Source organism: Paenibacillus sp. JCM 9796 (assembly GCF_055379675.1).
The window spans coordinates 1,818,203-1,839,527 of record NZ_AP043723.1 but is presented as its reverse complement, the minus strand read 5'-3'; the positions used below and the strand labels follow the sequence as shown (position 1 = coordinate 1,839,527).

Here is a 21,325-nt window from a genome sequence, read left to right as displayed (position 1 = left end):
AAAGGGGAGTCCGGTGTGACACTGACACGAGGCGAACGCTTTATTCAAAGCCTTAGAGATGAACGAAACGTTTGGATAGACGGGCAGCGTCTGGACGATGTGACGGCACACCCGTCGTTCCAGGGCACGTTAACGACGATCAAGCATTTGTTTGACATGTTGGACGACAAGCAAATTCAAGCGCAAATCGGGTTCCGAAATGCCGAAACCGGTACTTATGCTCATCATGCATTTTTGGTGCCTGCAAACCGGGAGGATTTGAAAAGGCGGCGTGCCGCGTTTTCCTACTGGGCGACCGAGACCCACGGCGTGATGAGCCGCTTGTCCGAATTTGCCCGTTCATTGGTGACGGGCTGGTATGCGGCGCGGCACGAGTTCACTTCGCTGGATCCGCATTTCGCCGATAAAATATCGCGGTATTACGAACAGGCGAGGGATCAGGATTTATTTCTGACGACTGCGCTGCTCGACCCGCAGATCGACCGGACCAAAAGCGCGGGCGAGCACCGGAATCCCGATTCCGTGCTGCGTATTGTCAAAGAAACGGAGGAAGGGGTGGTCGTCCGGGGAGCCAAGATGATTGCAACAGCCGGCCCCTACGCCCATGATTTTCTCGTTTATCCGTACTATCGGCTAAAAGAAACCGAGCGGGAATACGCCCATTTCCTGATTGTTCCCGCTAATCTCCCCGGTTTGCACATCATATGCAGAGAATCCTTCGCCTCCCTTAGCGGCGACGATCATCCGCTAAGTGAAAAATATGATGAGATGGACGCCGTTTTGTTTTTTGACGATGTGCTGGTTCCTTGGGAGCGCGTTTTTCTGAAGGGAGACATCGACGGAGTCTGGAAGCTGCGCATGAACCGGACCGCCGGGGCGCTCGCGTTCCATCAAACCGTCGTTAGACTGCTGGCGAAGCTGGAGTTTGTCACAGGGGTGTCGGTTGCAGTCGCCCAATCGATCGGAGCCGACAGCTACCAGCATGTTCAGGAAAAGCTGGGAGAGCTGGTTATTCAGGTGGAAAGCATCAAGGGGCTCCTGCTCGCTTCCGAAATTCAAAGCAGCCGCACCGATGCAGGAATTGAGCTTCCTTCGCTGGGGCCGATTGAAACAGCCAGAAATTTGGGCGCTTGGTATTATCCCCGGGCTTTGGATATTCTGCAATTGATCGGGGCGGGCGGCTTCATGCAGGTTCCGTCCAAGCTGGAGGATCTGAACGGACCGCTCGGAGACATGATGAAGACTTACTATGCGGGCAAACAGCTCGATGCGGATCATAAAGTGCGCTTGTTCAAGCTGGCGTGGGATTTGGTCGGGAGTCCGCTCGGCTCCCGTCATGAACTGTACGAACGGTTCTATGCGGGCGATCCGGTACGCACTTATGCCAATCAATATGTAAACGCCGATAAATCCGAGTTGGAGAGTCGGATGCGGACATTCCGGCAAACTCATTATGGAAAGGAGGCGGAATCCGATGAATCGACAATCGCCGGGCAGCAGCTATCGCGCACGACTTTATGACGGAAGAAAGGTGTGGGTGAATGGCAGGGATGTAGCGGATGTTCCGAATCATCCCGCTTTTAAGGGAACGGTGGACACCGTCGCTTCTCTGATCGATCTGCAGGAGCAGCCGGGAACCCGGGATGCTTTGACCTTTACCAGCCCGGCTACCGGCAAACGGGTGAACGCGGCCTTTCTCGTTCCCTACGGCAAGGAAGATATTCTGCACCGCCATGAGGCTTTTCGGATATGGTCGGACGCGACCTTCGGGATGATGAGCCGGATATCTGAATATTCCCGGTCTCTGCTGACCGGATGGTATGCAAGCCGAAACCGGCTGGGAGGGGCTTCGGACCATTTTGCAGATAAAATCACCCGTTACTTTGAACAGAGCAGAGACTTGGACTGGATGTCCACCACAGCATTTCACGATCCGCAAATAGACCGTTCCAAGGGACCTTCCGATTCCCCCGACCCGGACGCCTACTTGCGGATCGTGAAAGAGACGAGCGACGGCATCTGGGTCAGAGGCGCCAAGATGGTGGCCACAGCCGCCCCCTATGTGGATGAAATTTTCATTTACCCGTTCCATCGAAGATCGTCCGAAGACTTGCTCTACTCGTCCATGTTTGCCGTTTCGGCCGGCGCTCCCGGACTTCATCTCGTATGCCGGGAGCCGTTCGCTTCGGAACAACCGGAAGAACACCCGCTCAGCTCCAGGTATGACGAGATGGATGCTGTCCTTATTTTCGATGATGTGTTTGTTCCTTGGGAACGGGTCTTTATCAAGAACGATCCTGAAGCGATCTGGAAGATGAGGATGGATCCGGCCGTAGTCGCCTTAAGCCAGCATCAAACGGTAGTCCGGTTGATCAGCAAGCTGGAATTTGTAACGGCGGTCGGCCATGAAGTCGCAACAACCATCGGGGTCACGCATCATCTGCATGTTCAGGAAAAGCTGGGCGAGCTGCTGGTGCAGCTGAGCACGATCAAGTCGCTTCTTGCCGTCTCCGAAGAACTGGCGAAGCCGGACGCTGATACCGGAGTATGGCTTCCGGCCATCGAGCCTCTAACGACCGCCCGCAATTTGGGCAGCCGTTACTATCCGCGGGCGATCGGTATTTTGCAGCATATATGTGCCGGCGGCTTGATGCAAACGCCTTCCACGCTTGCGGAGCTGGACGGTCCGCTAGGTCCGCTGCTGCAAAAATATTACCGCGGAGCGTCCAGCCCTGCGAAAGAACGCGTGAGGCTGTTCAAGCTGGCATGGGATTTGATTGCGAGTCCTCTAGGCTCGCGCCACGAGCTTTATGAGATTTTTTACTCCGGCGATCCGGTGCGGGCTTATGCGGCGCAGTATTTGGGGTATGACCAGACAAGGCTCACGGACCCGGTTTGGAAGCTGATCGGCCAGCCCCTGAATGAGGTGAGCGCAAGATGAGTATGCAGTTTTCTGTCTGGGGCTCGAATATTGCCGGCGGATTTCTCCGTTCCGGAATCGAGCAGGATAAGGAAGCAAGCTTCGCTTATAACCTGAAGCTCGCCCAGCTTGCCGACCGTCTCGGCTACCATGCAATTTTGCTGCCCGTTCGTTATATTGGCGGTATAGGCGGGGGAGATTCTACCAACGGTCAACTCGACCCGGTCACGCTGGCTGCGGCGTTGGCCGCCGCTACCACCCAAATTCGGTTCATCAGCGCCGTGCTGCCGGGGTTTATTCCGCCGGTAACCTTGGCCAAGATGGGGGCGACCATTGACCATATCAGCTCGGGCCGATGGCATGTAAACCTGGTAACCGGCTGGTTTCAGGAAGAGCAGGAGATGTTCGGCGTACCTTGGATTGCGCATGAGGAGCGCTATTCACGCTCGGAAGAGTATATTGAAATTTTGAAGGGGCTTTGGCAGCAAGAAGCGTTTACCTTCGACGGCCGTTATTACAAAATCAAGGAAGGAAGACTCCGGCCTGCCCCCTATCAACAACCCTACCCCGCCATATTTCAGGGAGGCAACTCCCCGGCGGCCCGCAGTATGGCCGGCCGGTTATCCGATTGGTATTTCATTAACGGTGCGCCGCTGGATGAAATCAAGGAGCAGATTAGAGAGGTTCGGGAAATCGCCTCCTCCTACGGCAGAACGGTCCGATTTGCCGTCAATGCGTTCGTCATCGCAAGAGCAACGGAACAGGAGGCGCAGGAAGAATACCGGTTGATCCTCGAGCAAGCCGATCATGCCGCTGTTCGGGGTTTTCAGGAAAAGGCGAAGGGCGCCAAAGGAATGTGGGGCAATGCCTCGACGGTCAGCGACTTTGTCGCCAATAACGAAGGCTTCCGCACGGGGCTGGTCGGCTCCTACAGCCAGATCGCGCAAAAGATCAGGGAGCTTGAGAGCGCGGGCGTTCACATGCTGCTGAGCGCATTTCGGTTTCCGCTGGAAGAAGTTGTTCGTTTTCATGATTACGTATTGCCGCTTACGTCATTTATCAAACAAGGGATGGATGCCCGATGATTACATTAAAAGAGGTCAGTAAAACGTATCGAACGAAAGATGGCGATTTCTCAGCTCTCGTTCCCGTGTCTCTGGAGGTGGGGGAGGGGGAAATATTCGGAATTATCGGGCAAAGCGGCGCCGGGAAATCGACGATTTTGCGGATGATGAATTTGCTTGAGAAGCCGTCTACCGGGTCGGTCATTGTAAACGGCCAGAATCTGTCGCAATGTACGCCGAGGGAGCTTCGCGTGGCAAGAAGATGGATCGGGATGATCTTTCAGCATTTTTATTTGCTTCAAAACCGGACAGCAGCGGACAATATTGCGTTCCCCCTGGAAATTTCCGGCATGTCCAAAAAGGACCGCGAAAAGCGGGTAAAGGAATGCCTGGAGATCGTCGGGCTTGAAGATAAAGCCTCCTCCTATCCGGCCCAGCTAAGCGGTGGACAAAAGCAGAGGGTGGCTATCGCGCGGGCATTGGCTACCGAGCCCAAGGTTTTATTATGCGACGAACCGACTTCAGCGCTCGATCCTCAAACGACCGGCAGCATCCTCGAATTTATTCGCGACATTAATAAGCGTTTCGGCATGACGATCGTGCTGGTCTCCCATGACATGGAGGTGGTCAAGCAGGTTTGCGGAAAAATCGCTGTCGTGGAGAAGGGAAGCCTTATTGAAACGCTGGATTTGGGAAGAAGGGACCAGCAGCCAAAGACGGAAATCGCCAGGCTGCTGCTTGGAAGCCGTCCTGAAGTGTTGAAAGGAGTCGGTGCGTATGTTTGACAATCTGTTCTCCTTAGCACCGGAAATCGGGCATGCCATCGCAGAAACCGGGCTTATGCTGCTCATTTCTGTAAGTGCTGCCGTTCTGATCGGCATACCTATTGGTGTTTTTCTGTATTTTACCGGCAGCGGACAAATTTATGAGCGGCCGGCGCTGTTTCGAATCACGAATTATGTGGTGAATACGATCCGATCGCTGCCGTTCATCATTTTGCTTGTAGCTCTTATTCCGATTACAAGAACGATTGTCGGAACGACGATTGGCCCGGTAGCGGCAACCGTTCCTTTATCCATCGTCTCAATTGCCTATCTGTCCAGATTGGTGGAGCAATCGCTGCGCGAAATCCCTAAAGGAATTATTGAAGCGGCGCTGGGCATGGGCGCGACGCCCCTTCAGATTACGTGGAAGGTCGTGCTGGCCGAAGCCCGTTCGGGAATCCTGTCGGGAATTACGATTACGACAATAAGTCTTTTATCCTACACGGCGATGGCGGGCATTGTAGGCGGCGGCGGCATAGGCGACCTGGCGATCCGGTTCGGTTACTACCGGTTTCAGACGGACGTCATGATTTTTACAGTCATTTTATTGATTGTGTTCGTTCATATCATTCAATTTACGGGAAATACGCTGGTCAAACGATTAGATAAAAGATAGGAGAGCATGTCTATGAAAAAAACTTTGTCCTTGCTCATAACCCTTATATTATTCACCCTGATGCTGGCCGCATGCGGTCAAGAGAAGGCGCCGGAACCATCGGCCGATTCGAAGACGGGCGGCAGCAGCCAACCATCAAGCCCAAGCAAACCTTCAGATGAAAAGAAAGAAATCACCTTTGGAGCAACTGCCGGTCCCTACAGCGATCAAATTAAACTAGGCATCCAGCCCATTCTTGAAAAGAAAGGCTACAAAGTGAAAATCGTCGAGTTCAACGACTATATTCAGCCTAATTTGTCCTTGGCTGACGGCTCCTTGGACGCTAATGTGTTCCAGCATATCATCTATTTGAAAAATTTTGCTACCGACCGGAAGCTGGATTTGATCGACTTGGACAAAGTGCCCACTGCGCCTATCGGCATTTATTCCAGGAAGCATAAATCGTTAGACGAAGTCACTGAGAATTCGAAGGTTGCGCTGCCGAACGATCCGGCCAACCAGGCGCGGGCGTTAGTGATGATGGAGCAATTCGGGTGGATCAAGCTGAAGGATGGTTACGATCAGATCAAGGTTTCCGAAAAAGACGTTGCCGAGTACATAAAGAAAATCAAGCTTCTGCCGATTGAAGCCGCCCAGCTGCCGCGGTCGTTGGATGATGCCGACTATTCGTTTATTAACGGAAATTTTGCTTTAGCTTCCGGACTATCTTTAACCGAGGCGCTGGGTTTGGAGAAAACGCCGGATCAATACATGAACCTCATAGCAATCAAAGCCGCCGACAAGGATAAAACGTTTGTTAAGGACATCCTGGAAGCCTACAAATCGGCAGAATTTAAACAGGTGACGGAAACCAAGTTTCAAGGCTTCGTCAAACCCGATTACCAAAAATAAAGAAGCCTACTGAAGCCGGCGCACCCATTATAGGGGGCGGGACCACCGAAAGAAGAAAAAGCCCTCCGCAGGAGCGAAGGGCTTGGATAACCTGTCGTGCACAGGTCTCAATCCCATGCAGCAAACTTGATGCAGACCGGCTTGGACACTTCCAGAACAGGCCCGGCAGGGAGAAGCTTCCCTGTTTCCGCATCCCGGGTAAACGTTACGATGTTGTTGGAATCCCGGTTGGCCGCCAGCAAGAACCGTCCATCCGGCGAAAGCGCGAAGTTGCGCGGATGTCCGCCGAGCGTGGAGGCATGCTCAACTAAAGCGAGCTTCCCCGTGAACGGATCGATCGCATAAACCGCGATGCTGTCATGTCCGCGGTTGGAGCCATACAGGAATTTGCCGTCGGGAGAAATGTGGATATCGGCGCATGCATTGTCTCCTTCGTAAGCGTCAGGCAGCGTAGAGACGGTCTGGATTTCATGCAGCGCCCCTTGCTCCTGATCATACGAGAATCCGGTGATGGTTGCGTTGAGCTCATTGATCACGTACCCGTAAGGCAATTGCGGATGAAACGCAAAGTGCCGCGGGCCTGACCCGGGCGCAATCCGGACTTCCCCGTGAGGAATCAGCCGGCGGGCCGGGACATCCAGCTTATAGATCATGAGGCGATCCAAGCCCAGGTCGGAAGCGACGGCAAAGCGGTTGGAGCGGTCAACGAAGACGGAGTGCGCACGCGGCCGGTCCTGTACGGGCAGGATGCTTGCGCCTTTGTGCTGATGGATGTCAGACGTCGGCCCCACCCGTCCGTCCTCCATCACCGGAGACAGACCGATCATGCCGCCGTGATAGCTCGACACCATGATGCACTGGCGGGTATGATCCAAGGTGATATGGCAAGTCGGGGACGGCACCGTCAGCTCCTTGTTTAACAACGACAACGTTCCGGTGGAAGGGTCGATATCATAAGCGGCGGCAGCCCCGCAGCGCTGGCCCTTAGCGTCCGTCCCCTCGGTTATGGCGTACAGCTTCAAGCGGTCTTGATCCACATCCAGAAAAGTCGGGTTTTGCAGCCCGGAAGCTTGATCGACGATCTCGAGACTTCCGGTATCTGTATCGAACCTGCAGGCGTATAGCCCGGGATTAGCGGAGTCCGCATAGGACCCGATGAAAGCGAGGACCTTCTTCTTCTTCTCCATCGAAACTCACCCTCCGGTTCATTCTGTCATATACGCATTATCGCAAATCCGCATGCGGCTGGCAAATGAGCTCCAGCGGCTGTTGACCGTACTATTATTACCGGATAATCGTTTCATCTGGTATAATGGAATGAAGTTACACGCGGGGCTTCATTCATCTTCATCCTGGGAGGGATCGATCGCATGGATTCAATCGTCTTCAGTCAGCTTGCCCTTAACCGGAGCCGCACGCTGGCGGTTGTGGCCGAATTATCGGAAAAGACGGCGGATGTGGTGCCGAACGGATTCAACAACAACATCCGCTGGCATTTGGGGCATATTCTGACGACCCAAGAACGGCTCGCTTTCCGCTTGCTCGGAGAACCGCTTGAGCTGCCGGAGGAGCTGACGAGCTTGTTCGTCAACGGCACGAAGCCGGCCGACTGGCAAACCTCGCCGCCGGATCTTGCGGCCTTGCGCCAACTTCTGGAGGAACAGCCCGAACGGCACCGTCAGCGCCTTCAAGGGCGGCTGAATGACAAGCTTACGGTAGCTTTTAAGGAGTTCACCCGCCTGGATGAAGTGCTGATGTTCAGTATCGGCCACGAGGCGACCCATGCCGGTTACATCATGGCTCTGAAGAAAGCGGTAGCCGCTCAGTCGTAGCGGACCGTACAAAAAGCCCGATGGAATGTCACGTACATTCCATCGGGCTTTTGTTTGCCGCACGCAAGTTTTTGCGGCAGGCTACTTCCAAGGCAGCAGCTTGTTCTCCAGCCACTGCAGGCTGCGGTTGAACAGGAGGCCGAGCAGCGATAACACCACGACGCCGACCATGAGCTTGGTCGTAATCATCAGGTTGCCGTAGTGCAGGATCATCGAGCCGATGCCCTGCTTGGCCGCAATCATTTCCGCGGCGACGAGCAGCAGCAGGGACGTGCCGGCCGCCAGCTTGAGCCCGGCAAAAATGACCGGCAGCGCGCCGGGAAGAATGACCTTGCGGATCACGTTCATATGGTTGGAGCCGAAGCTGACCGCCGCTTTAATCAGGATCGGATCGACATTCTTCACACCCGAGAATGTGTTGATGACGACGGGGAAGAAGACGCCGAGCGCGATAATGGTCACCTTCGGCAGCTCGCCGATGCCGAGCCAAAGTACGATCAGCGGCAGAAGGGCGATCTTCGGGATCGGATACAGGGAGAACAGGATGGGGGTTCCCATCGCCTCCGCCCAGCGGGAAAAGCCGAGCAGCAGTCCGATCACAATGCCGATGGACGCGCCAAGCAAGTAGCCGAGCACGATACGGTACAGGCTGGCGCCCGTGTTTTGCAGCAAATCGCCTTGAGTCAGCAGTTCCCAGCCCGCCGCAACGATTCCCGTCGGTGAAGGCAGGAACAAAGGGGAGACCCATTCCAACCGGCAAACAATTTCCCAAATTATGAGCAGCGCGGCAATCCCGGCCACGGAGGCGTAGCCGGGAACCTTCTGCTCCAGAAACGCCACCCGGTTTTTAATATGTTTTCTCGTTTCTCCCACTTGACTAACCCTCCTTCAGCGCGTCCTGGGCGTCATGCCGGATCAGGTTCCAAATTTGTTTGACGTAATCGTCGAATTGAATCCGGTATTGCTCATCGTCCCGGCCTGTTTTCGGCATGTCGATTCGAATGATTTCCTTGATTCGTCCGGGATGACGGGAAAGCACGATCACGCGGTCGGCCAGATAAACGGCTTCCTGGATATTATGGGTGACGTACAGCGTGCTCAGTCTCGTGCGGTTCCAGATGGTGAGCAGCTCCTCCTGCATCAGGGTGCGGGTCTGCGCATCCAAAGCGGAGAACGGCTCGTCCATGAGCAGCAGATCCGGTTCGATGGCAAGCGCCCTCGCAATGCCTGCGCGCTGCCTCATACCGCCGGAGAGCTGCTTAGGATAGGCCTGCTCGAAGCCGGTCAGCCCTACCATGTCGAGGTAGTACTGGCCCTTTTCCTTCAGCTCGCTTTTGCCCAGCCCCATTTCTTCCAGGCCGTACACCACATTCTCGAACACCGTACGCCAGGGGAACAGAGCAATCTCCTGAAACACGATCCCAAGACGCGGATCGTTCTGCTCCGCGGACAGTCCTTCGAAATAAACGCTTCCATCGGTGGGGGACAGCAGTCCCCCCACGATGTTCAGCAACGTTGACTTCCCGCAGCCGCTAGGGCCGACCAGGACGACGAATTCCTCCCGGTCGATGGCGAAGTCGATCTGGCTGAGGGCGGTGACGTCCCGCCCTTTTTTGTCCCGAAACGTTTTGGTGACTCCGTCGACGACGACTCTCATGCTGTCCTCACTTTCCTACGGTTTTCAATGCTTCGTCAAGCAATTCCGTATTGACGATGGTTTTGTAGTCCACCGCTTGTTCGATCATTTTAGTTTTCAAGTACCACTCGACCTGAGTTTTGATGTCTTCGGCCAAGAGCTTTCCGTCACGGTCCATGTAAGGCAGACCGAGCTTGATGTTGTCGGCAGGCTGATCGGTGTATTTGGCAATGATGCTGATGACTTCGTCATAGTTAGCGCCCGGTTGAGGTTTGCCGTCCTTTTGCACGAGCACCGCATCGTAGTAGTAGCGGGACGCTTTGACGTACGCCTTCATGAAGCGAACGGCTGCGTCACGATTGTCCGCGAATTTCTGCGAGAAGAAGAGACCGGACGTCTGGTATTCGATTTCGTCGCCCACCTGCGCAATGACTTTCCCATAGCCTTCCTTCACAACGGCTGTAATATTAGGCTCGTTGAGGAGCACGGCGTCCACCTGTTTGCTCTTCAGTGTTTCCATCATCGCGCTCACTTTGCCGAGCGGCACGAGTTCTACGTCGGCCAGTGTCAGGCCGTACTTTTCCAGCAGACGGCCGGCCATGTAATGGAACGTAGAGCCGGTTTGGGTAATACCGATCTTTTTGCCCTTCAAATCCTGGATGGAAGCTACCGGAGAATCTTTGTGTACCAGTAAAGCGGAAGAGGAATAGCCTTTCTGCTCTCTTCCTTTATCCGCGACGATGAGCAGCTTCTGGCCCCCGGCGATCATATTGTAAAGACTTGCGGTAATTCCCGTAGCGCCCACGTCCACGCTTCCCGATGCGGTAGCAACGGCGATCGGCTGGGCCGCTTCAAACCACCGTGGACTCGCTTCGATTCCTTCTTCTTTGAAGAAGCCTTTTTCCATGGCGATAAACAGTGGAGCGGAGCTGGTAAGTTTCAGCATCCCGATCTCCAGTTTGACGGGTTTGACTTCCGCCTTTGGTGCGGAGCCCGCCGCCTGGGGAGCTTCTTCTTTTTTGCCGCAAGCCCCTAGAACCGCAACCATGACCAGCATGGCCGCAAGTAGCAGTGCGAAGTTCTTTTTCATTTTGTACCCTCCTGAATGCGATTTAAACTGCGAAATTTACATGATTCGACACTTCGGAGAAGGAATCCTTCTGTAAAATAATTCCTTCAACAGTTTGTCATAATATTGGATTTGAACAGGTCTTGGAAGCATAGTGTACACGAATACCCGCACCATAACTCAATTTAATACGGAAGTGATGAAAACTAGCTTGAGATAAGGGAAATTGGCCACATGAAAAATAACGCTATGCCCTTCGTGCAGCTGAGCATGAACCGGGGACACCTTATTATTCCAATTGTAGGGTGAAAGGAGTCAGGACGGGCCTCTTTTTCTTTCGAAAGATCATGCCGGGTGCAGCATGTAAGCGAGCCCGGAAGACAAGCCGTTCACTGCTGGTTTTTAACATTTCATGCTTTTAATTTAACACTTCACGCACAGAGCTATCACAGAGAGATCAAATCCATGTAAAGTTTTATTAAAGCGCTTACATTAATTCTAAGGGGGCTTTCGACATGAACATACCTAAACAACTGGAAAACCGCGCAATAGCCAAAGTGCAATCCGCCGCTGTAGAGATCGGCAAGCTCTTGGAAGGACACGCATGGTCTGAACGGTCAGAGGATATTCGGGTATTATTGGACCAGTTGCTTCAAAATGATGAATACTTCCTGGTTGTCGAGCATCACGGACTATCCGTTCTGCACACAAACCGGCTGCGCGAGGGGACGGTCTTCAACGATGTCGTTGGCTTGGCGGCTGCGCAAACGGACAAGCCGTTAGCTCAAATTTATCACCGTAACACCGGTGAGGTTATATTGGATGTTTCGACTCCTGTGAACATTCCGGGGGCGGGAGCTTCGCCTTATAATTTGCGGCTGGGTGTGATCGTGCAATCCTTATCTTTTCAGGCAACCTGGTACACCGTTTACAGTATTCCCTTGCTGATCGCTTTAGGCGGCCTCGGGCTGGCCGATTCGTGGGGGGAACGCGCCGGGGCGGGCCTTCTTGTGCTGGCGGCGTTCGCCGGGACGGGCTTGTATTTTCATCGAACGGTACTTCAAAGCTTGAAGAGCTGGATGGGCCGCATGAAAGCCATTTCTTCCGGCAAGCTGATGCCCGCTTCGGCAGGCTCCAGGCGCAATGAGCTCGGACAAGTTTCGTTTGAGATCAACAAAATTGTGATAGGGATGAGAGCGATCTTGTCCGACATGAAGGAGGCTTCCTCCACCGTGAATAAGATCGGGTCCGAGCAGGCCGACGAAATTCGGCAGCTGCTGTCTTCGGCTGAGCAGCTGGTAGCGAGCATGCAGGAAGTGAGCGCGGGAGCGAATGACCAGCTGCAGCTCATCGAACTTAACGGCAGCCGGATGCAGCAGATTCACGACAGAGTCAGCCGGGCCGGTCAAGACATGGAGCTTTCGGGCAAGATATCCGAGGAGGCCCGGACATCGTCGCATGCCGGGCTGGAGAAGACGCTGGAATTGCGCAATGACATGAATGACCTGCAGGAAACGAGCAAGCGGAGCGTGAGCTCGATGGAAGAGCTGGAGCGGCAATTGCAAGAAATGAGAGAGTTCATCTTGTACATGCGTGAAATTGCCGAACAGACGAACCTGCTCGCGCTGAACGCCGCGATTGAGGCTGCGAGGGCCGGCGAAGAAGGCAGAGGATTCGGGGTCGTTGCCGGCGAAGTGAGGAAGCTTGCCGTTACATCCAATGAGGTAGCGGAACGCGCGATCGGGCTGACGCACAATATGGCGCTGAAATCGAAAGAAGCCGCGGATGCGGTGAAAGCGGAACGGCTTGCCGTAGAACGGGGAATCCGAAGGATTGGCCAATTGAGCGATATGATTCGCCTTGTGGCCGACAAGTGCCGCCTGACTGCGGAGCAAGCGTCCGCGCATTCTGCGGAGATGCGTGAAATTCAGCTTGGGCTTCATTCGATGGAAAGCAGCATGCAGGCGATTCGGGATATTTCTCAACAGTTCACTGCGTCCGCCCAAGCGATGGCGAGCAGCGGAGAACGGCATCACTTGGCTACCGAGCTTATTGCGCAGCAAGCGGATTTGCTCAAAAGCATTTCCGGAAATCTGCAGAAAATTACCGGCCGGTTTGTGATGGAATCCTGAAGCCGCCCGCTGTAAGCGAGTGGATCGAAGCGTACGGCGGGATGAGGCCCCGCGTCAGGACCGCGGGCGGTTGGCCCGCAAGAAATAGTTGGACGATGCTTGGGGATCGTGTTATTCTTTGTACATAATTGAATCATTTGCTCGGGTAGATGTCGAACGGGAGGCTAGCCATGCCGGCGTTCGGCGAACAGGGAAGTCCGGTGAGAATCCGGCACGGTCGCGCCACTGTAAGCGGGGAGCGGCTTCCATGATGTCACTGTCCTTCAGTTGGTTTAGGGGGGGCGGTTGGGATGACGGAAGTCCGGCTTCGATCCGCAAGTCAGGATATCTGTCTAACCCGAGAACACCGTCGCCTACGCGAAATTAGGAGAAGGGGGAACGGCAATCCGTCAGGAACGTAATATTGCCTGCAGGTTCATGCGTATCGGCATCCCTTCATAGAGAAGGGGTGCTTTTTTAGTTTAAGGAAGGTCAGTTTCAAGAGAGGGGAATAGGACAACAGATGAAGAGTAACAGATGGATCAACAAGATAAGCATGGTCCTGCTAAGCTGGTGCTTGCTCATATCCATGCTTGGCGGGCTGGCGCCTGCGTATGCGGATGGAGCGGGGAGAGGGCTTGTCACGGTTCCTCAGGCTATAGACGATGCGGCCGGCTACATCCTGGATGCGAATGGAGGCGCGCTTTCCGATTGGGATGCTTATGCGCTGGCTGCAGCCGGGAAGCAGGTGCCGGCCTCATATTTATCATCCGTCCGCGAGCAGCTTCAGCAGAACGGCGGACGTTACAGCAAGGTAACGGACTATGCCCGGATTGCGTTAGGCGTAAAGTCGGCCGGAGGAAACCCCGAGCAGATCGCGGCCGGGTCGAGTTCGTACAACCTTATTGAGGGCATTTATAACAGCGATGTGCTGACTGCCCAGGGAACGAACGGCGCGATTTATGCGCTGCTGGCCTTGAGCGGCGATGCTTATCACATTCCGTTAACCGCGAAGTGGAATCCCGATAAAATCGTGGCATGGCTGCTCGCGCAGCAAAATGCGGACGGCGGATGGCCGCTTGGGGCCGGAGGGCCGAGCAGCATCGACATTACAGCGTCTGCTGTGAACGCCCTGGCCGCTCATACCGCGCACACCGGTGTCCGGCCGGCGATGGACCGCGGCATTCAATGGCTGTCCTCGCAGCAATTAGCGAACGGCGGATTTTCGGAGTATGGGGAAAATGCGGAAAGCACCGCACAGGTCATTCTCGCGTTGTCCGCTGCCGGACTCGACGCGCGCAGTTCAGGCTTCGCGAAGGCGAACGGCAACCCGCTTACCTATTTATTCGGTTACCGGCAAGGCGACGGCGGATTTGCCCATGTGGCCGGCGGTTCTTCCGACGGATGGGCCACGGTGCAATCGCTTGTGGCGCTGGCGGCCTTCCATACGGCTGTCAACGGTGACAGCGGATCGTATGAGGCGATCCTGACCACAGGGGGCGGAGCGCCTGCCGCAGCTCGCGTGACGGTTCATGTGGAAGGCCCCGCCGGTACGATCGCCGAAGGCTCCGCCATAGTGGGGACTGCCTATGAGGCTGTGGCTCAAGTGCTGCATGCGCAGGGGGTTCCTTTTCAAGAGAGCGACGGCCATTTCATTCATACGATCAACGGAATTTCCGGTAAAAGCGACTACAGCACCTGGTGGGGGTACAATGTCAAACGCCAGGGCTCCTGGGATTATGCCCGCACGAATAACCTGGGCATGGCTGACTACTCCCTGCGTAACGGCGATGACATTTATTTGTACTATACAGGCATAAGTACCGCATTGGTGGATTCGATTAAGGTGGAGCCGGCGATGCCGGTTGAAGGCCAGGCAGTAACGGTTCAGGTCTATCGGTCGGTATGGGATTATGACGTTACAAGGGACGAGGTCGTCACGGTTGCCGCCAGCGTTTATGTAGAATTGGGCGGACGTAAGGTGGAGACGGACGCAAACGGATACGCGTTGTTCCCGTCCGGCTTGCCCGGCGGCACCTATCAAGCGGTTGTAACAGGCTATCAAGACGGGCTTGCGCCGAAGATCGTCAAGGATTCCAAGACGATTCAGGTCGGAACGGCGGCGATTCAAATTGAAGGAGCTTCGGGCACTTATGCCGAAGGGAAGGCGAGTTCTCCGAATTTGCTGGAAAGCGTTGTGCGGCTTCTAGATGCCAACCAGGTTCCTTACGAGCTTGAACACGCCAGCTTCGGAACGTACATCCAATCCGTCGGCGCTGATGCCGGGGCTTGGCTCTATGCGATCTACCGCCAAGGCAAGTGGAATCCGGGAATGGTCGGCGCGGATCAATATACGCTGCAGCCGGGGGACCGGGCGGTCGTTTATATTAGCGGATTCGACGCGGAGTGGAACTCGTCGACGTATTTGGTCGATTCGATTGCCTTGAATCCTGCACAGCCTAAGGCTAACGAATCGTTCACCGTTACGGTGAAGAAGACGCTCGCGGACAATAAGCCGGCTTCTCCCGCAGCCGGCATTCAAGTGAAGATCGGAAGCTTGACCGCCACAACAAGCAGTGAAGGCATCGCCACATTCGCCGGATTGCCTGCAGGAACCTATACCCTCGATATATCGGGCTATGTGACCGGTGAGGCGCCGAAAGTGGTACATACCTCGCAACCGGTGACGATTCAACCGAGAACCGGGGGCGGAACAGACGGAGGAACGGGTCCTGTCGTCAATCCTGTCGTATATGTGTCCGTAACCGGGGACAGCAGCATGGGGACGATCCTGCCTTCGACCTCGGTTTCCTTGCAGAGCGGCGACACGCCTTATTCCATTCTGATCCGGGCCCTGGGCGCAGGCCGCGTTCAATCGTCCGGCTCGGGCTCGACGGCTTACGTCCAAGGCATTGACGGACTGCGGGAATTCGACCGGGGGCCGCTAAGCGGCTGGATGTACGCGGTCAACGGCACCTACCTGAGCACAGGGGCGGATTCCACGTCCTTGAAGCCGGGCGATACGGTGGCGTGGCGTTATACGCTGGACGGCGGCAAGGATTTGAATGCCGGCGCGGGTACCGGAGGAACGGGCGCTGTCGGGGTACCGGTGGCGCCGACCGTCCCGGCGGCTGCCGATGTGGTTCAGAAGCTGGAGATGCCGTATAACAACCGGAAGCCGATCCATGAGATCGCGAAGCCGGCCATTGTCTTGAACGCAGACAAGAAAATGACGGCGAATGCCGCCGATACGCTCAAGAAGGACTTGGCGGCCAATACGGTGAACGTGCAAAAAGCGGCAGCTGCCGATACCGAAACCGTCATTGCCGACGCCAAAGCGGAGGTTCAGCTCCAGGTTCCGGCCGGTGCGCTTAAGGAAACGACGAAGCTGACGGTCAGCGAGCTTCCTTCGGCTTCGGCCGGGCGGAACGAGCTCGTTTCCTCGATGTATGAGTTCGGCCCGCAGGGTCAGTCCTTTGATACACCGGTACAAATTTCGATTAAAACGCCGGTTGCCTCGGTAAGTCTGGATCAGTTGGCGCTGGTGTGGCTGGATGAGCAGACGGAGCAATGGATTCCGATTCCGGCCGTCATCGATGCCGAGACGGGAACGGTTACCGGATGGGTGAACCATTTTACGAAATTCGCGGTTATCGACAAGTCCAAAGTGGCGCCGGCTGCGGGCATAGACGTCGGACCTTCCATCGAACGGGCGGCCCAATGGCTGAAGGGCGGCGTGGAGCTGAGCGACTGGTCGGCCTATGCGCTGAGCAGAGCCGGCGTGGCCGTTCCAAACGATTACCTCGCTTTGGCTTCCGCCAAGCTGAAGGAGAAGAACGGCGAGTTCCGGAACGTCACCGACTATGAAAGATTGGCGCTAAGCGTACAGGCGGCAGGCGGCAATCCGGAATCGATAGGCGGCTTCAATCTGATCGAGCGTATTTATAATAACGAGCGGATGGAAGTACAGGGAAGCAACGGCCCGATTTATGCGCTGCTGGCTTTGAACGGAGGCGCTTATCGCATTCCGGCCGATGCGAAATGGACGACCGGGAAGCTGGCGCAGTGGATCCTCGACGTGCAGAATGCGGACGGCAGCTGGCCGCTTGTGAAGGGCGAGCAGGGAAATCCCGACTTAACGGCTGCGGCGCTGGCTGCCCTTACCCCTTACCAAGAGCGGACGGATGTGAAAGCCGCCATGGAGAGGGCGGTTAAATGGCTGGGCTCCGTGCAGTCCCCGGACGGCGGCTTTGCCCTGAACGGTGTGGAGAATGCGGAAAGTACAGCGCAAGTGATTTGGGGTCTCTCGGTAAGCGGAACCGACCCGGTGAACAGCCCGTATTTCAAGTCCGGCAAGCAGAGCATGCTGGCCTGCTTGCTCGGGCTGCAGCTGAGTAACGGCGGTTTCCCTCATGAACGCGGAGGGGAAGCGGAGGTCATGGCTACGGAGCAGGCGTTAATGGCGCTGGGAGCGTACCAAGCCTATGTGAATCTTGATCGGCAGGTGCCTGCCGCCCCGGTCTACGCCGACCAGACGGACATTGCCTCCTGGGCGCTGCCGTTCGTACAGAAGGCGTCTATTTACCGGATCATGGAGGGGACGGGCGGATCGGTACCCGTTTTCGAACCTAAACAAAAAGTGACCCGCGTACAATTTACCGCAATGCTGCTGCGGATGATGGGCGAAGCGCCTCTGGCCGAAGCAACGACGGATTTCGCAGATGTCGCTCCGGATGCCTGGTACGCAGGCTATGTGACCAAAGCGGTGGCGAAGGGCATCGTGCAGGGCGTAAGCGCGGATCGGTTTGCTCCGGATGCCGCCATTTCACGTCAGGAGATGGCTATCATGCTGGCAAGAGCGCTGCAATTGCAAGCCACAGGCGCCGATTCCGCCGGATTTATCGATATGAGCGAATCGTACCCGGATGCCGTACCATTCATTCAAGCCGTGCGCGAGCAAGGGCTGATGGAAGGCGACGAAGCGGGACGGTTCCTGCCGCTGGATTCGGCAACACGCGAGATGGCTGCGGTCGTAGCGGTAAGAGCCTATGAATTGACAAAAAAGCCGTAATCGGTGAGGATGAAAAGAGCCCTGTTCGCAAGGGGCTCTTTCTTTCCTTTTCATGTCAGGAGGATCCTAGATGTATCGATTATTTCTGCTGGGAATTGCCGTGATGACCGCTCTCTCCGGCTGTGGGCCGCAAGCGCAGCCTTCTGCCGGCGCCGCCTCGCAGCCCCCTGCGCAAGGGGCGGCCGCGGACAACGCTGCTTCGCAAGAAGCAGCCCGGCCTGCGGAAGCGGCGGTTAAGCCGCCGGAGCCGCCGGCGTCCGGGCAGGCCGAGCCGGATGCCGCCAAGCCGGAGGCTGCGAAGCCGCCGGAAGCAGGCCCGTCCGCGGGCCAGGCCGCGCCGTCTGATGCAGACGCCGCCCAGCCGCCCGCCGCTGCGGCCGCGCCGCCGGCTGAGCAAACGCCGCCGGCCCCTGTTGCTGCGGCAGCGCCGGTGCATAACGCGCTAACCGTCACCATAACCGGGGACTCGAAGCGCGGCGTCCTTCTGAAGGAAGGCTCCGTGCCTTATGAGGAAGGAATGACGGTGATGGACGCGCTCAAGCAGGCAACCAAACAACATAAGATTCAGATGGAATTTCAGGGCAAGGGAGCTTACGCATATGTGCAAGGCATCGATAACTTATATGAATTTGACGAGGGCCCCAAAAGCGGTTGGGTCTACAAGGTGAACGGCAGCGCGCCCGGCGAAGGCGCCGGCGCCTATAAGGTAAAGGCAGGCGACAAGATCGAATGGCTGTACACGCTTGATCTGGGCGAAGACGTGGGAGCGAAGCCGAAATGAACAGCGGCTTCCGGTCCTTTCACCCGTTTCCATGCTTCTTCTATTTTATAGGCGCTATGGTTCTCGGCATGATCGTGACCCATCCGGTTTATATCGCGACCCTCTTGCTCCTTCTGGTCGTGCTGGTTGTCTTGAATCGGGAGCTTCGTACTTTGCTAAGTATGCTTACCTTTTTTCTTCCCATTAGTCTGCTGTATGCGTTGATCAATCCGTTGTTTTCCCATCGGGGGAGTCATATCCTGTTTTATGCGTGGGATCAGCCGGTTACGCTGGAATCGCTCGCGTACGGCTTGTTTGCCACCGTCAACCTGCTGGTGCTGCTGGTCCTGTTCATTTCGTATAATGCGGTGATCACGCCCGCCAGGTTTTTGTATTTGTTCGGGTCGCTGTTTCCGAAAATTGCGCTGCTCATCGTCATGGCGATGCGCTTTGTTCCGCTGCTGAAGCATCGGCTGGCCGGCATTTCGTCGGTTCAGCAGATGAAGGGGATCGACCCCGGTCATGGCAGCCTGCGGATACGGATGACGGACGGCATGAAGCTGCTGCAAATTTTGCTGGCGCTCTGTCTCGAGGAAGCGCTGCAGACGGCCGATGCGATGAAAGCGAAGGGGTACGGCTCCGGCCCCCGCGGACGGTATGAGGAATTTAGAATGCGGCCCCGGGATTGGGGCTTGTTCGGGCTGCTGCTCGGTTTGTTTACAGGCTGTGTCGTGTTCCGGCTTCTTGGTTATGGGACTTACCGGATTTTTCCGTCGCTTGAACCTGTAACGCTGCAGGGCTGGGAGACGTTGTCGTACGGGTGCTTTGCGCTGTTCGCGGCGGTGCCGGTCATCATGGAAACGAGGGAGGTGTGGGTGTGGCGATCCTGGAAATCCAAGATTTGAGCTTTCATTATCCTGCGGGCGAGCGCGCGGTTCTCGACCGGGTCAACCTTGCGGTGGAGCCCGGTGAGTTTGTGCTTCTGTGCGGGACTTCCGGCTGCGGCAAAACGACACTGCTCCGCCATATCAAAAAGGAGCTGGCGCCCTTCGGCGCGAGAAGCGGGGAGCTGCTGTTTCAAGGCAAGCCTCTCTCGTCGTATGACGACCGGTATATATCGAGAAATATCGGCATGGTGCAGCAGAGCCCGGAGAATCAGACGGTGACGGACCGGGTGCTGTCGGAGCTCGTGTTCACGATGGAAAATGTCGGGTTTCCGTCCGATCTGATGCGGAGGCGGGCGGCGGAGCTGTCCCATTATTTCGGACTGGATGCGCTGCTGGGCAAGCATGTCTTTGAGCTGTCAGGCGGGCAGAAGCAGCTCGTGCAGCTTGCTTCCGTTCTGGCTCTGCAGCCGCAGCTGCTGCTGCTCGACGAGCCGACGGCGCAGCTCGATCCGCTGGCCGCACGGGAGCTGATCCAACTGCTGCACAGGATCAACCAGGATCTTGGCTTGACGATCATCGTCGCCGAGCACCGTTACGAAGAGCTGCTGCCTGTCGTGGATCGGGTGATCGCGATGGAGAACGGCGCGATCCGGCACACGGGAACACCGCGTGAAGCGGTCGGGGCGCTCTGGACGGACGAGGATGAGAGATGGAAGGATTTTGTCCCGCCGATTCCGAGTCTGTTTCTGCAAGTGCAAGAGACCGACAGCCCGCACGAGGCGGTGCCGCTGACGGTCAAAGAAGGCCGGCAGCAGCTGCGTCGCCTGCCTGGCTTCGGGGCTGCCCGGCAGTCGGCTGCCGCGGATTCGGCGTCGGGCCGTGCGGCGCAAACGACGCGGCCGGAGGGGCCGGTTTTGCTGGAATGCAGGGAGCTGTACCTGCAATACGGCCCCAGGGATGCCGCGCCGGTGCTGAAGCATGCTTCGCTTCGCGTGTATGCCGGCGAGGTGCTGGCGATTCTGGGCGCGAACGGTTCCGGCAAAACGACGCTGCTGAAGGCCATGGCCGGTATGCTGAAGCCGCAAAAGGGAAAGCTCTTTTTTCAAGGGAAAGACCTGGGCAAATGGAAGCCCCATGAACGCGCCGCGCGGATCGGATTTCTCGATCAAAATCCGCTAACGTATTTTATCGAGGACACGGTGGAGCTGGAGCTTCGGCAGGCGGCGGCCCGTGCGGTACACAGGGGGACCGGCTCAGCCGAAGACACCGCGGACATCGTCAACAGGCTGGGACTGGGACGCGTGCTGGAGCGGCACCCCTACGATCTAAGCGAAGGGGAACGTCAGCTTGCGGCGCTCGCCGCGGTGCTGCTGTCAGGCCCCGATCTCCTGCTGCTCGACGAGCCGACCAAAGGGCTCGATCCCGCGGCCAAGCGCCGCTGGGGAGAGCGGCTCCGGGAGCTGCAGCAGCTGGGCAAAACCGTGGTCATGGTTACGCACGACGTGGAATTTGCCGCGGAATACGCGACCCGGTGTGCGATGATGTTTGACGGGATGCTCGCGGCCGATGAAGCGCCATCGTTGTTTTTTCGCGATAACTTGTACTATACGACGGCGATGTGCCAGCTGCTGAGGGAGGTTTGAC

At 56.3% G+C, this 21,325-nt stretch carries 16 protein-coding genes and 1 riboswitch; of the genes, 12 read left to right on the top strand and 4 right to left on the bottom strand.

The window, feature by feature from the left end:
* Positions 1-15 precede the first annotated feature (15 nt).
* From ACZ439_RS08900 to ACZ439_RS08875, 6 genes are read left to right on the top strand one after another with little or no spacing between them, the layout of a single operon-like run.
* Complete coding sequence (locus ACZ439_RS08900) at positions 16-1,521, top strand: 4-hydroxyphenylacetate 3-hydroxylase family protein (protein ID WP_464620901.1); 1,506 nt, start codon at positions 16-18, stop codon at positions 1,519-1,521.
* Positions 1,475-2,941 (top strand): 4-hydroxyphenylacetate 3-hydroxylase family protein, encoded by a 1,467-nt coding sequence (locus ACZ439_RS08895; RefSeq protein WP_464620900.1) that lies wholly within the window; start codon positions 1,475-1,477, stop codon positions 2,939-2,941. Before ACZ439_RS08900 ends, ACZ439_RS08895 begins: the two co-directional genes overlap by 47 nt.
* Positions 2,938-4,005 (top strand): LLM class flavin-dependent oxidoreductase, encoded by a 1,068-nt coding sequence (locus ACZ439_RS08890; protein ID WP_230876029.1) that lies wholly within the window; start codon positions 2,938-2,940, stop codon positions 4,003-4,005. The genes ACZ439_RS08895 and ACZ439_RS08890 overlap by 4 nt, the downstream gene beginning before the upstream one ends.
* The gene (locus tag ACZ439_RS08885) at positions 4,002-4,769 is read left to right on the top strand and encodes a methionine ABC transporter ATP-binding protein (RefSeq protein WP_127610056.1); all 768 of its coding nucleotides are present in this window, start codon (positions 4,002-4,004) and stop codon (positions 4,767-4,769) included. The genes ACZ439_RS08890 and ACZ439_RS08885 overlap by 4 nt, the downstream gene beginning before the upstream one ends.
* Positions 4,762-5,424 carry a methionine ABC transporter permease gene (locus ACZ439_RS08880; RefSeq protein ID WP_127610054.1) on the top strand — a complete coding sequence of 221 codons (663 nt, stop codon included), beginning with the start codon at positions 4,762-4,764 and terminating at the stop codon, positions 5,422-5,424. Before ACZ439_RS08885 ends, ACZ439_RS08880 begins: the two co-directional genes overlap by 8 nt.
* A gap of 12 nt (positions 5,425-5,436) precedes the next feature.
* A complete protein-coding gene (locus ACZ439_RS08875) occupies positions 5,437-6,315 on the top strand; it encodes a MetQ/NlpA family ABC transporter substrate-binding protein (RefSeq protein ID WP_464620899.1) in 879 nt (292 codons plus the stop codon).
* A 107-nt stretch (positions 6,316-6,422) separates the two neighbouring features.
* Here the strand turns inward: ACZ439_RS08875 and ACZ439_RS08870 are convergent, their stop codons facing one another.
* Positions 6,423-7,502 carry a lactonase family protein gene (locus ACZ439_RS08870; protein WP_054798035.1) on the bottom strand — a complete coding sequence of 360 codons (1,080 nt, stop codon included), beginning with the start codon at positions 7,500-7,502 and terminating at the stop codon, positions 6,423-6,425.
* 183 nt (positions 7,503-7,685) lie between these two features.
* Here ACZ439_RS08870 and ACZ439_RS08865 point away from each other — a divergent pair, with 183 nt between their 5' ends.
* Positions 7,686-8,147, top strand: coding sequence for a DinB family protein (locus tag ACZ439_RS08865; RefSeq protein WP_054798036.1), 462 nt, complete (start codon positions 7,686-7,688; stop codon positions 8,145-8,147).
* Between the two features lie 81 nt (positions 8,148-8,228).
* Here ACZ439_RS08865 and ACZ439_RS08860 read toward each other — a convergent pair whose 3' ends face one another.
* Genes ACZ439_RS08860 through ACZ439_RS08850 form a run of 3 tightly spaced genes read right to left on the bottom strand, consistent with a single transcriptional unit; the run spans position 8,229 to position 10,873 of the window.
* On the bottom strand, positions 8,229-9,020 hold the full coding sequence (locus ACZ439_RS08860; protein WP_127610048.1) for an ABC transporter permease: 792 nt from the start codon (positions 9,018-9,020) through the stop codon (positions 8,229-8,231).
* 4 nt (positions 9,021-9,024) lie between these two features.
* Entirely contained in the window at positions 9,025-9,804 is a 780-nt protein-coding gene (locus ACZ439_RS08855; RefSeq protein WP_127610046.1) for an ABC transporter ATP-binding protein, read from the bottom strand.
* Between the two features lie 7 nt (positions 9,805-9,811).
* Positions 9,812-10,873, bottom strand: a complete 1,062-nt coding sequence (locus tag ACZ439_RS08850) for an ABC transporter substrate-binding protein (protein ID WP_127610044.1) — start codon at positions 10,871-10,873, stop codon at positions 9,812-9,814.
* Between the two features lie 494 nt (positions 10,874-11,367).
* Here ACZ439_RS08850 and ACZ439_RS08845 point away from each other — a divergent pair, with 494 nt between their 5' ends.
* The 5 genes from ACZ439_RS08845 to ACZ439_RS08825 all read left to right on the top strand — a co-directional run bounded on the left by ACZ439_RS08845 (position 11,368) and on the right by ACZ439_RS08825 (position 21,324).
* Positions 11,368-12,984, top strand: a complete 1,617-nt coding sequence (locus ACZ439_RS08845; RefSeq protein WP_054798037.1) for a methyl-accepting chemotaxis protein — start codon at positions 11,368-11,370, stop codon at positions 12,982-12,984.
* 130 nt (positions 12,985-13,114) lie between these two features.
* Positions 13,115-13,334, top strand: a riboswitch (cobalamin riboswitch).
* Between the two features lie 152 nt (positions 13,335-13,486).
* A complete protein-coding gene (locus tag ACZ439_RS08840; protein WP_464620898.1) occupies positions 13,487-18,034 on the top strand; it encodes an S-layer homology domain-containing protein in 4,548 nt (1,515 codons plus the stop codon).
* A gap of 70 nt (positions 18,035-18,104) precedes the next feature.
* Complete coding sequence (locus tag ACZ439_RS08835; RefSeq protein WP_464620897.1) at positions 18,105-18,815, top strand: DUF4430 domain-containing protein; 711 nt, start codon at positions 18,105-18,107, stop codon at positions 18,813-18,815.
* Positions 18,812-19,699, top strand: coding sequence for an energy-coupling factor transporter transmembrane component T family protein (locus tag ACZ439_RS08830; protein ID WP_127607847.1), 888 nt, complete (start codon positions 18,812-18,814; stop codon positions 19,697-19,699). Before ACZ439_RS08835 ends, ACZ439_RS08830 begins: the two co-directional genes overlap by 4 nt.
* Complete coding sequence (locus ACZ439_RS08825; protein ID WP_330164505.1) at positions 19,672-21,324, top strand: ABC transporter ATP-binding protein; 1,653 nt, start codon at positions 19,672-19,674, stop codon at positions 21,322-21,324. The genes ACZ439_RS08830 and ACZ439_RS08825 overlap by 28 nt, the downstream gene beginning before the upstream one ends.
* Position 21,325 lies beyond the last annotated feature (1 nt).

Coding starts and splice junctions, on each gene's coding strand:
- ACZ439_RS08840 (WP_464620898.1), top strand. CDS start 13,487: ATGAAGAGTAACAGATGGATCAACAAGATAAGCATGGTCCTGCTAAGC.
- ACZ439_RS08835 (WP_464620897.1), top strand. CDS start 18,105: ATGTATCGATTATTTCTGCTGGGAATTGCCGTGATGACCGCTCTCTCC.
- ACZ439_RS08895 (WP_464620900.1), top strand. CDS start 1,475: ATGAATCGACAATCGCCGGGCAGCAGCTATCGCGCACGACTTTATGAC.
- ACZ439_RS08850 (WP_127610044.1), bottom strand. CDS start 10,873: ATGAAAAAGAACTTCGCACTGCTACTTGCGGCCATGCTGGTCATGGTT.
- ACZ439_RS08855 (WP_127610046.1), bottom strand. CDS start 9,804: ATGAGAGTCGTCGTCGACGGAGTCACCAAAACGTTTCGGGACAAAAAA.
- ACZ439_RS08880 (WP_127610054.1), top strand. CDS start 4,762: ATGTTTGACAATCTGTTCTCCTTAGCACCGGAAATCGGGCATGCCATC.
- ACZ439_RS08870 (WP_054798035.1), bottom strand. CDS start 7,502: ATGGAGAAGAAGAAGAAGGTCCTCGCTTTCATCGGGTCCTATGCGGAC.
- ACZ439_RS08865 (WP_054798036.1), top strand. CDS start 7,686: ATGGATTCAATCGTCTTCAGTCAGCTTGCCCTTAACCGGAGCCGCACG.
- ACZ439_RS08885 (WP_127610056.1), top strand. CDS start 4,002: ATGATTACATTAAAAGAGGTCAGTAAAACGTATCGAACGAAAGATGGC.
- ACZ439_RS08830 (WP_127607847.1), top strand. CDS start 18,812: ATGAACAGCGGCTTCCGGTCCTTTCACCCGTTTCCATGCTTCTTCTAT.
- ACZ439_RS08890 (WP_230876029.1), top strand. CDS start 2,938: ATGAGTATGCAGTTTTCTGTCTGGGGCTCGAATATTGCCGGCGGATTT.
- ACZ439_RS08845 (WP_054798037.1), top strand. CDS start 11,368: ATGAACATACCTAAACAACTGGAAAACCGCGCAATAGCCAAAGTGCAA.
- ACZ439_RS08875 (WP_464620899.1), top strand. CDS start 5,437: ATGAAAAAAACTTTGTCCTTGCTCATAACCCTTATATTATTCACCCTG.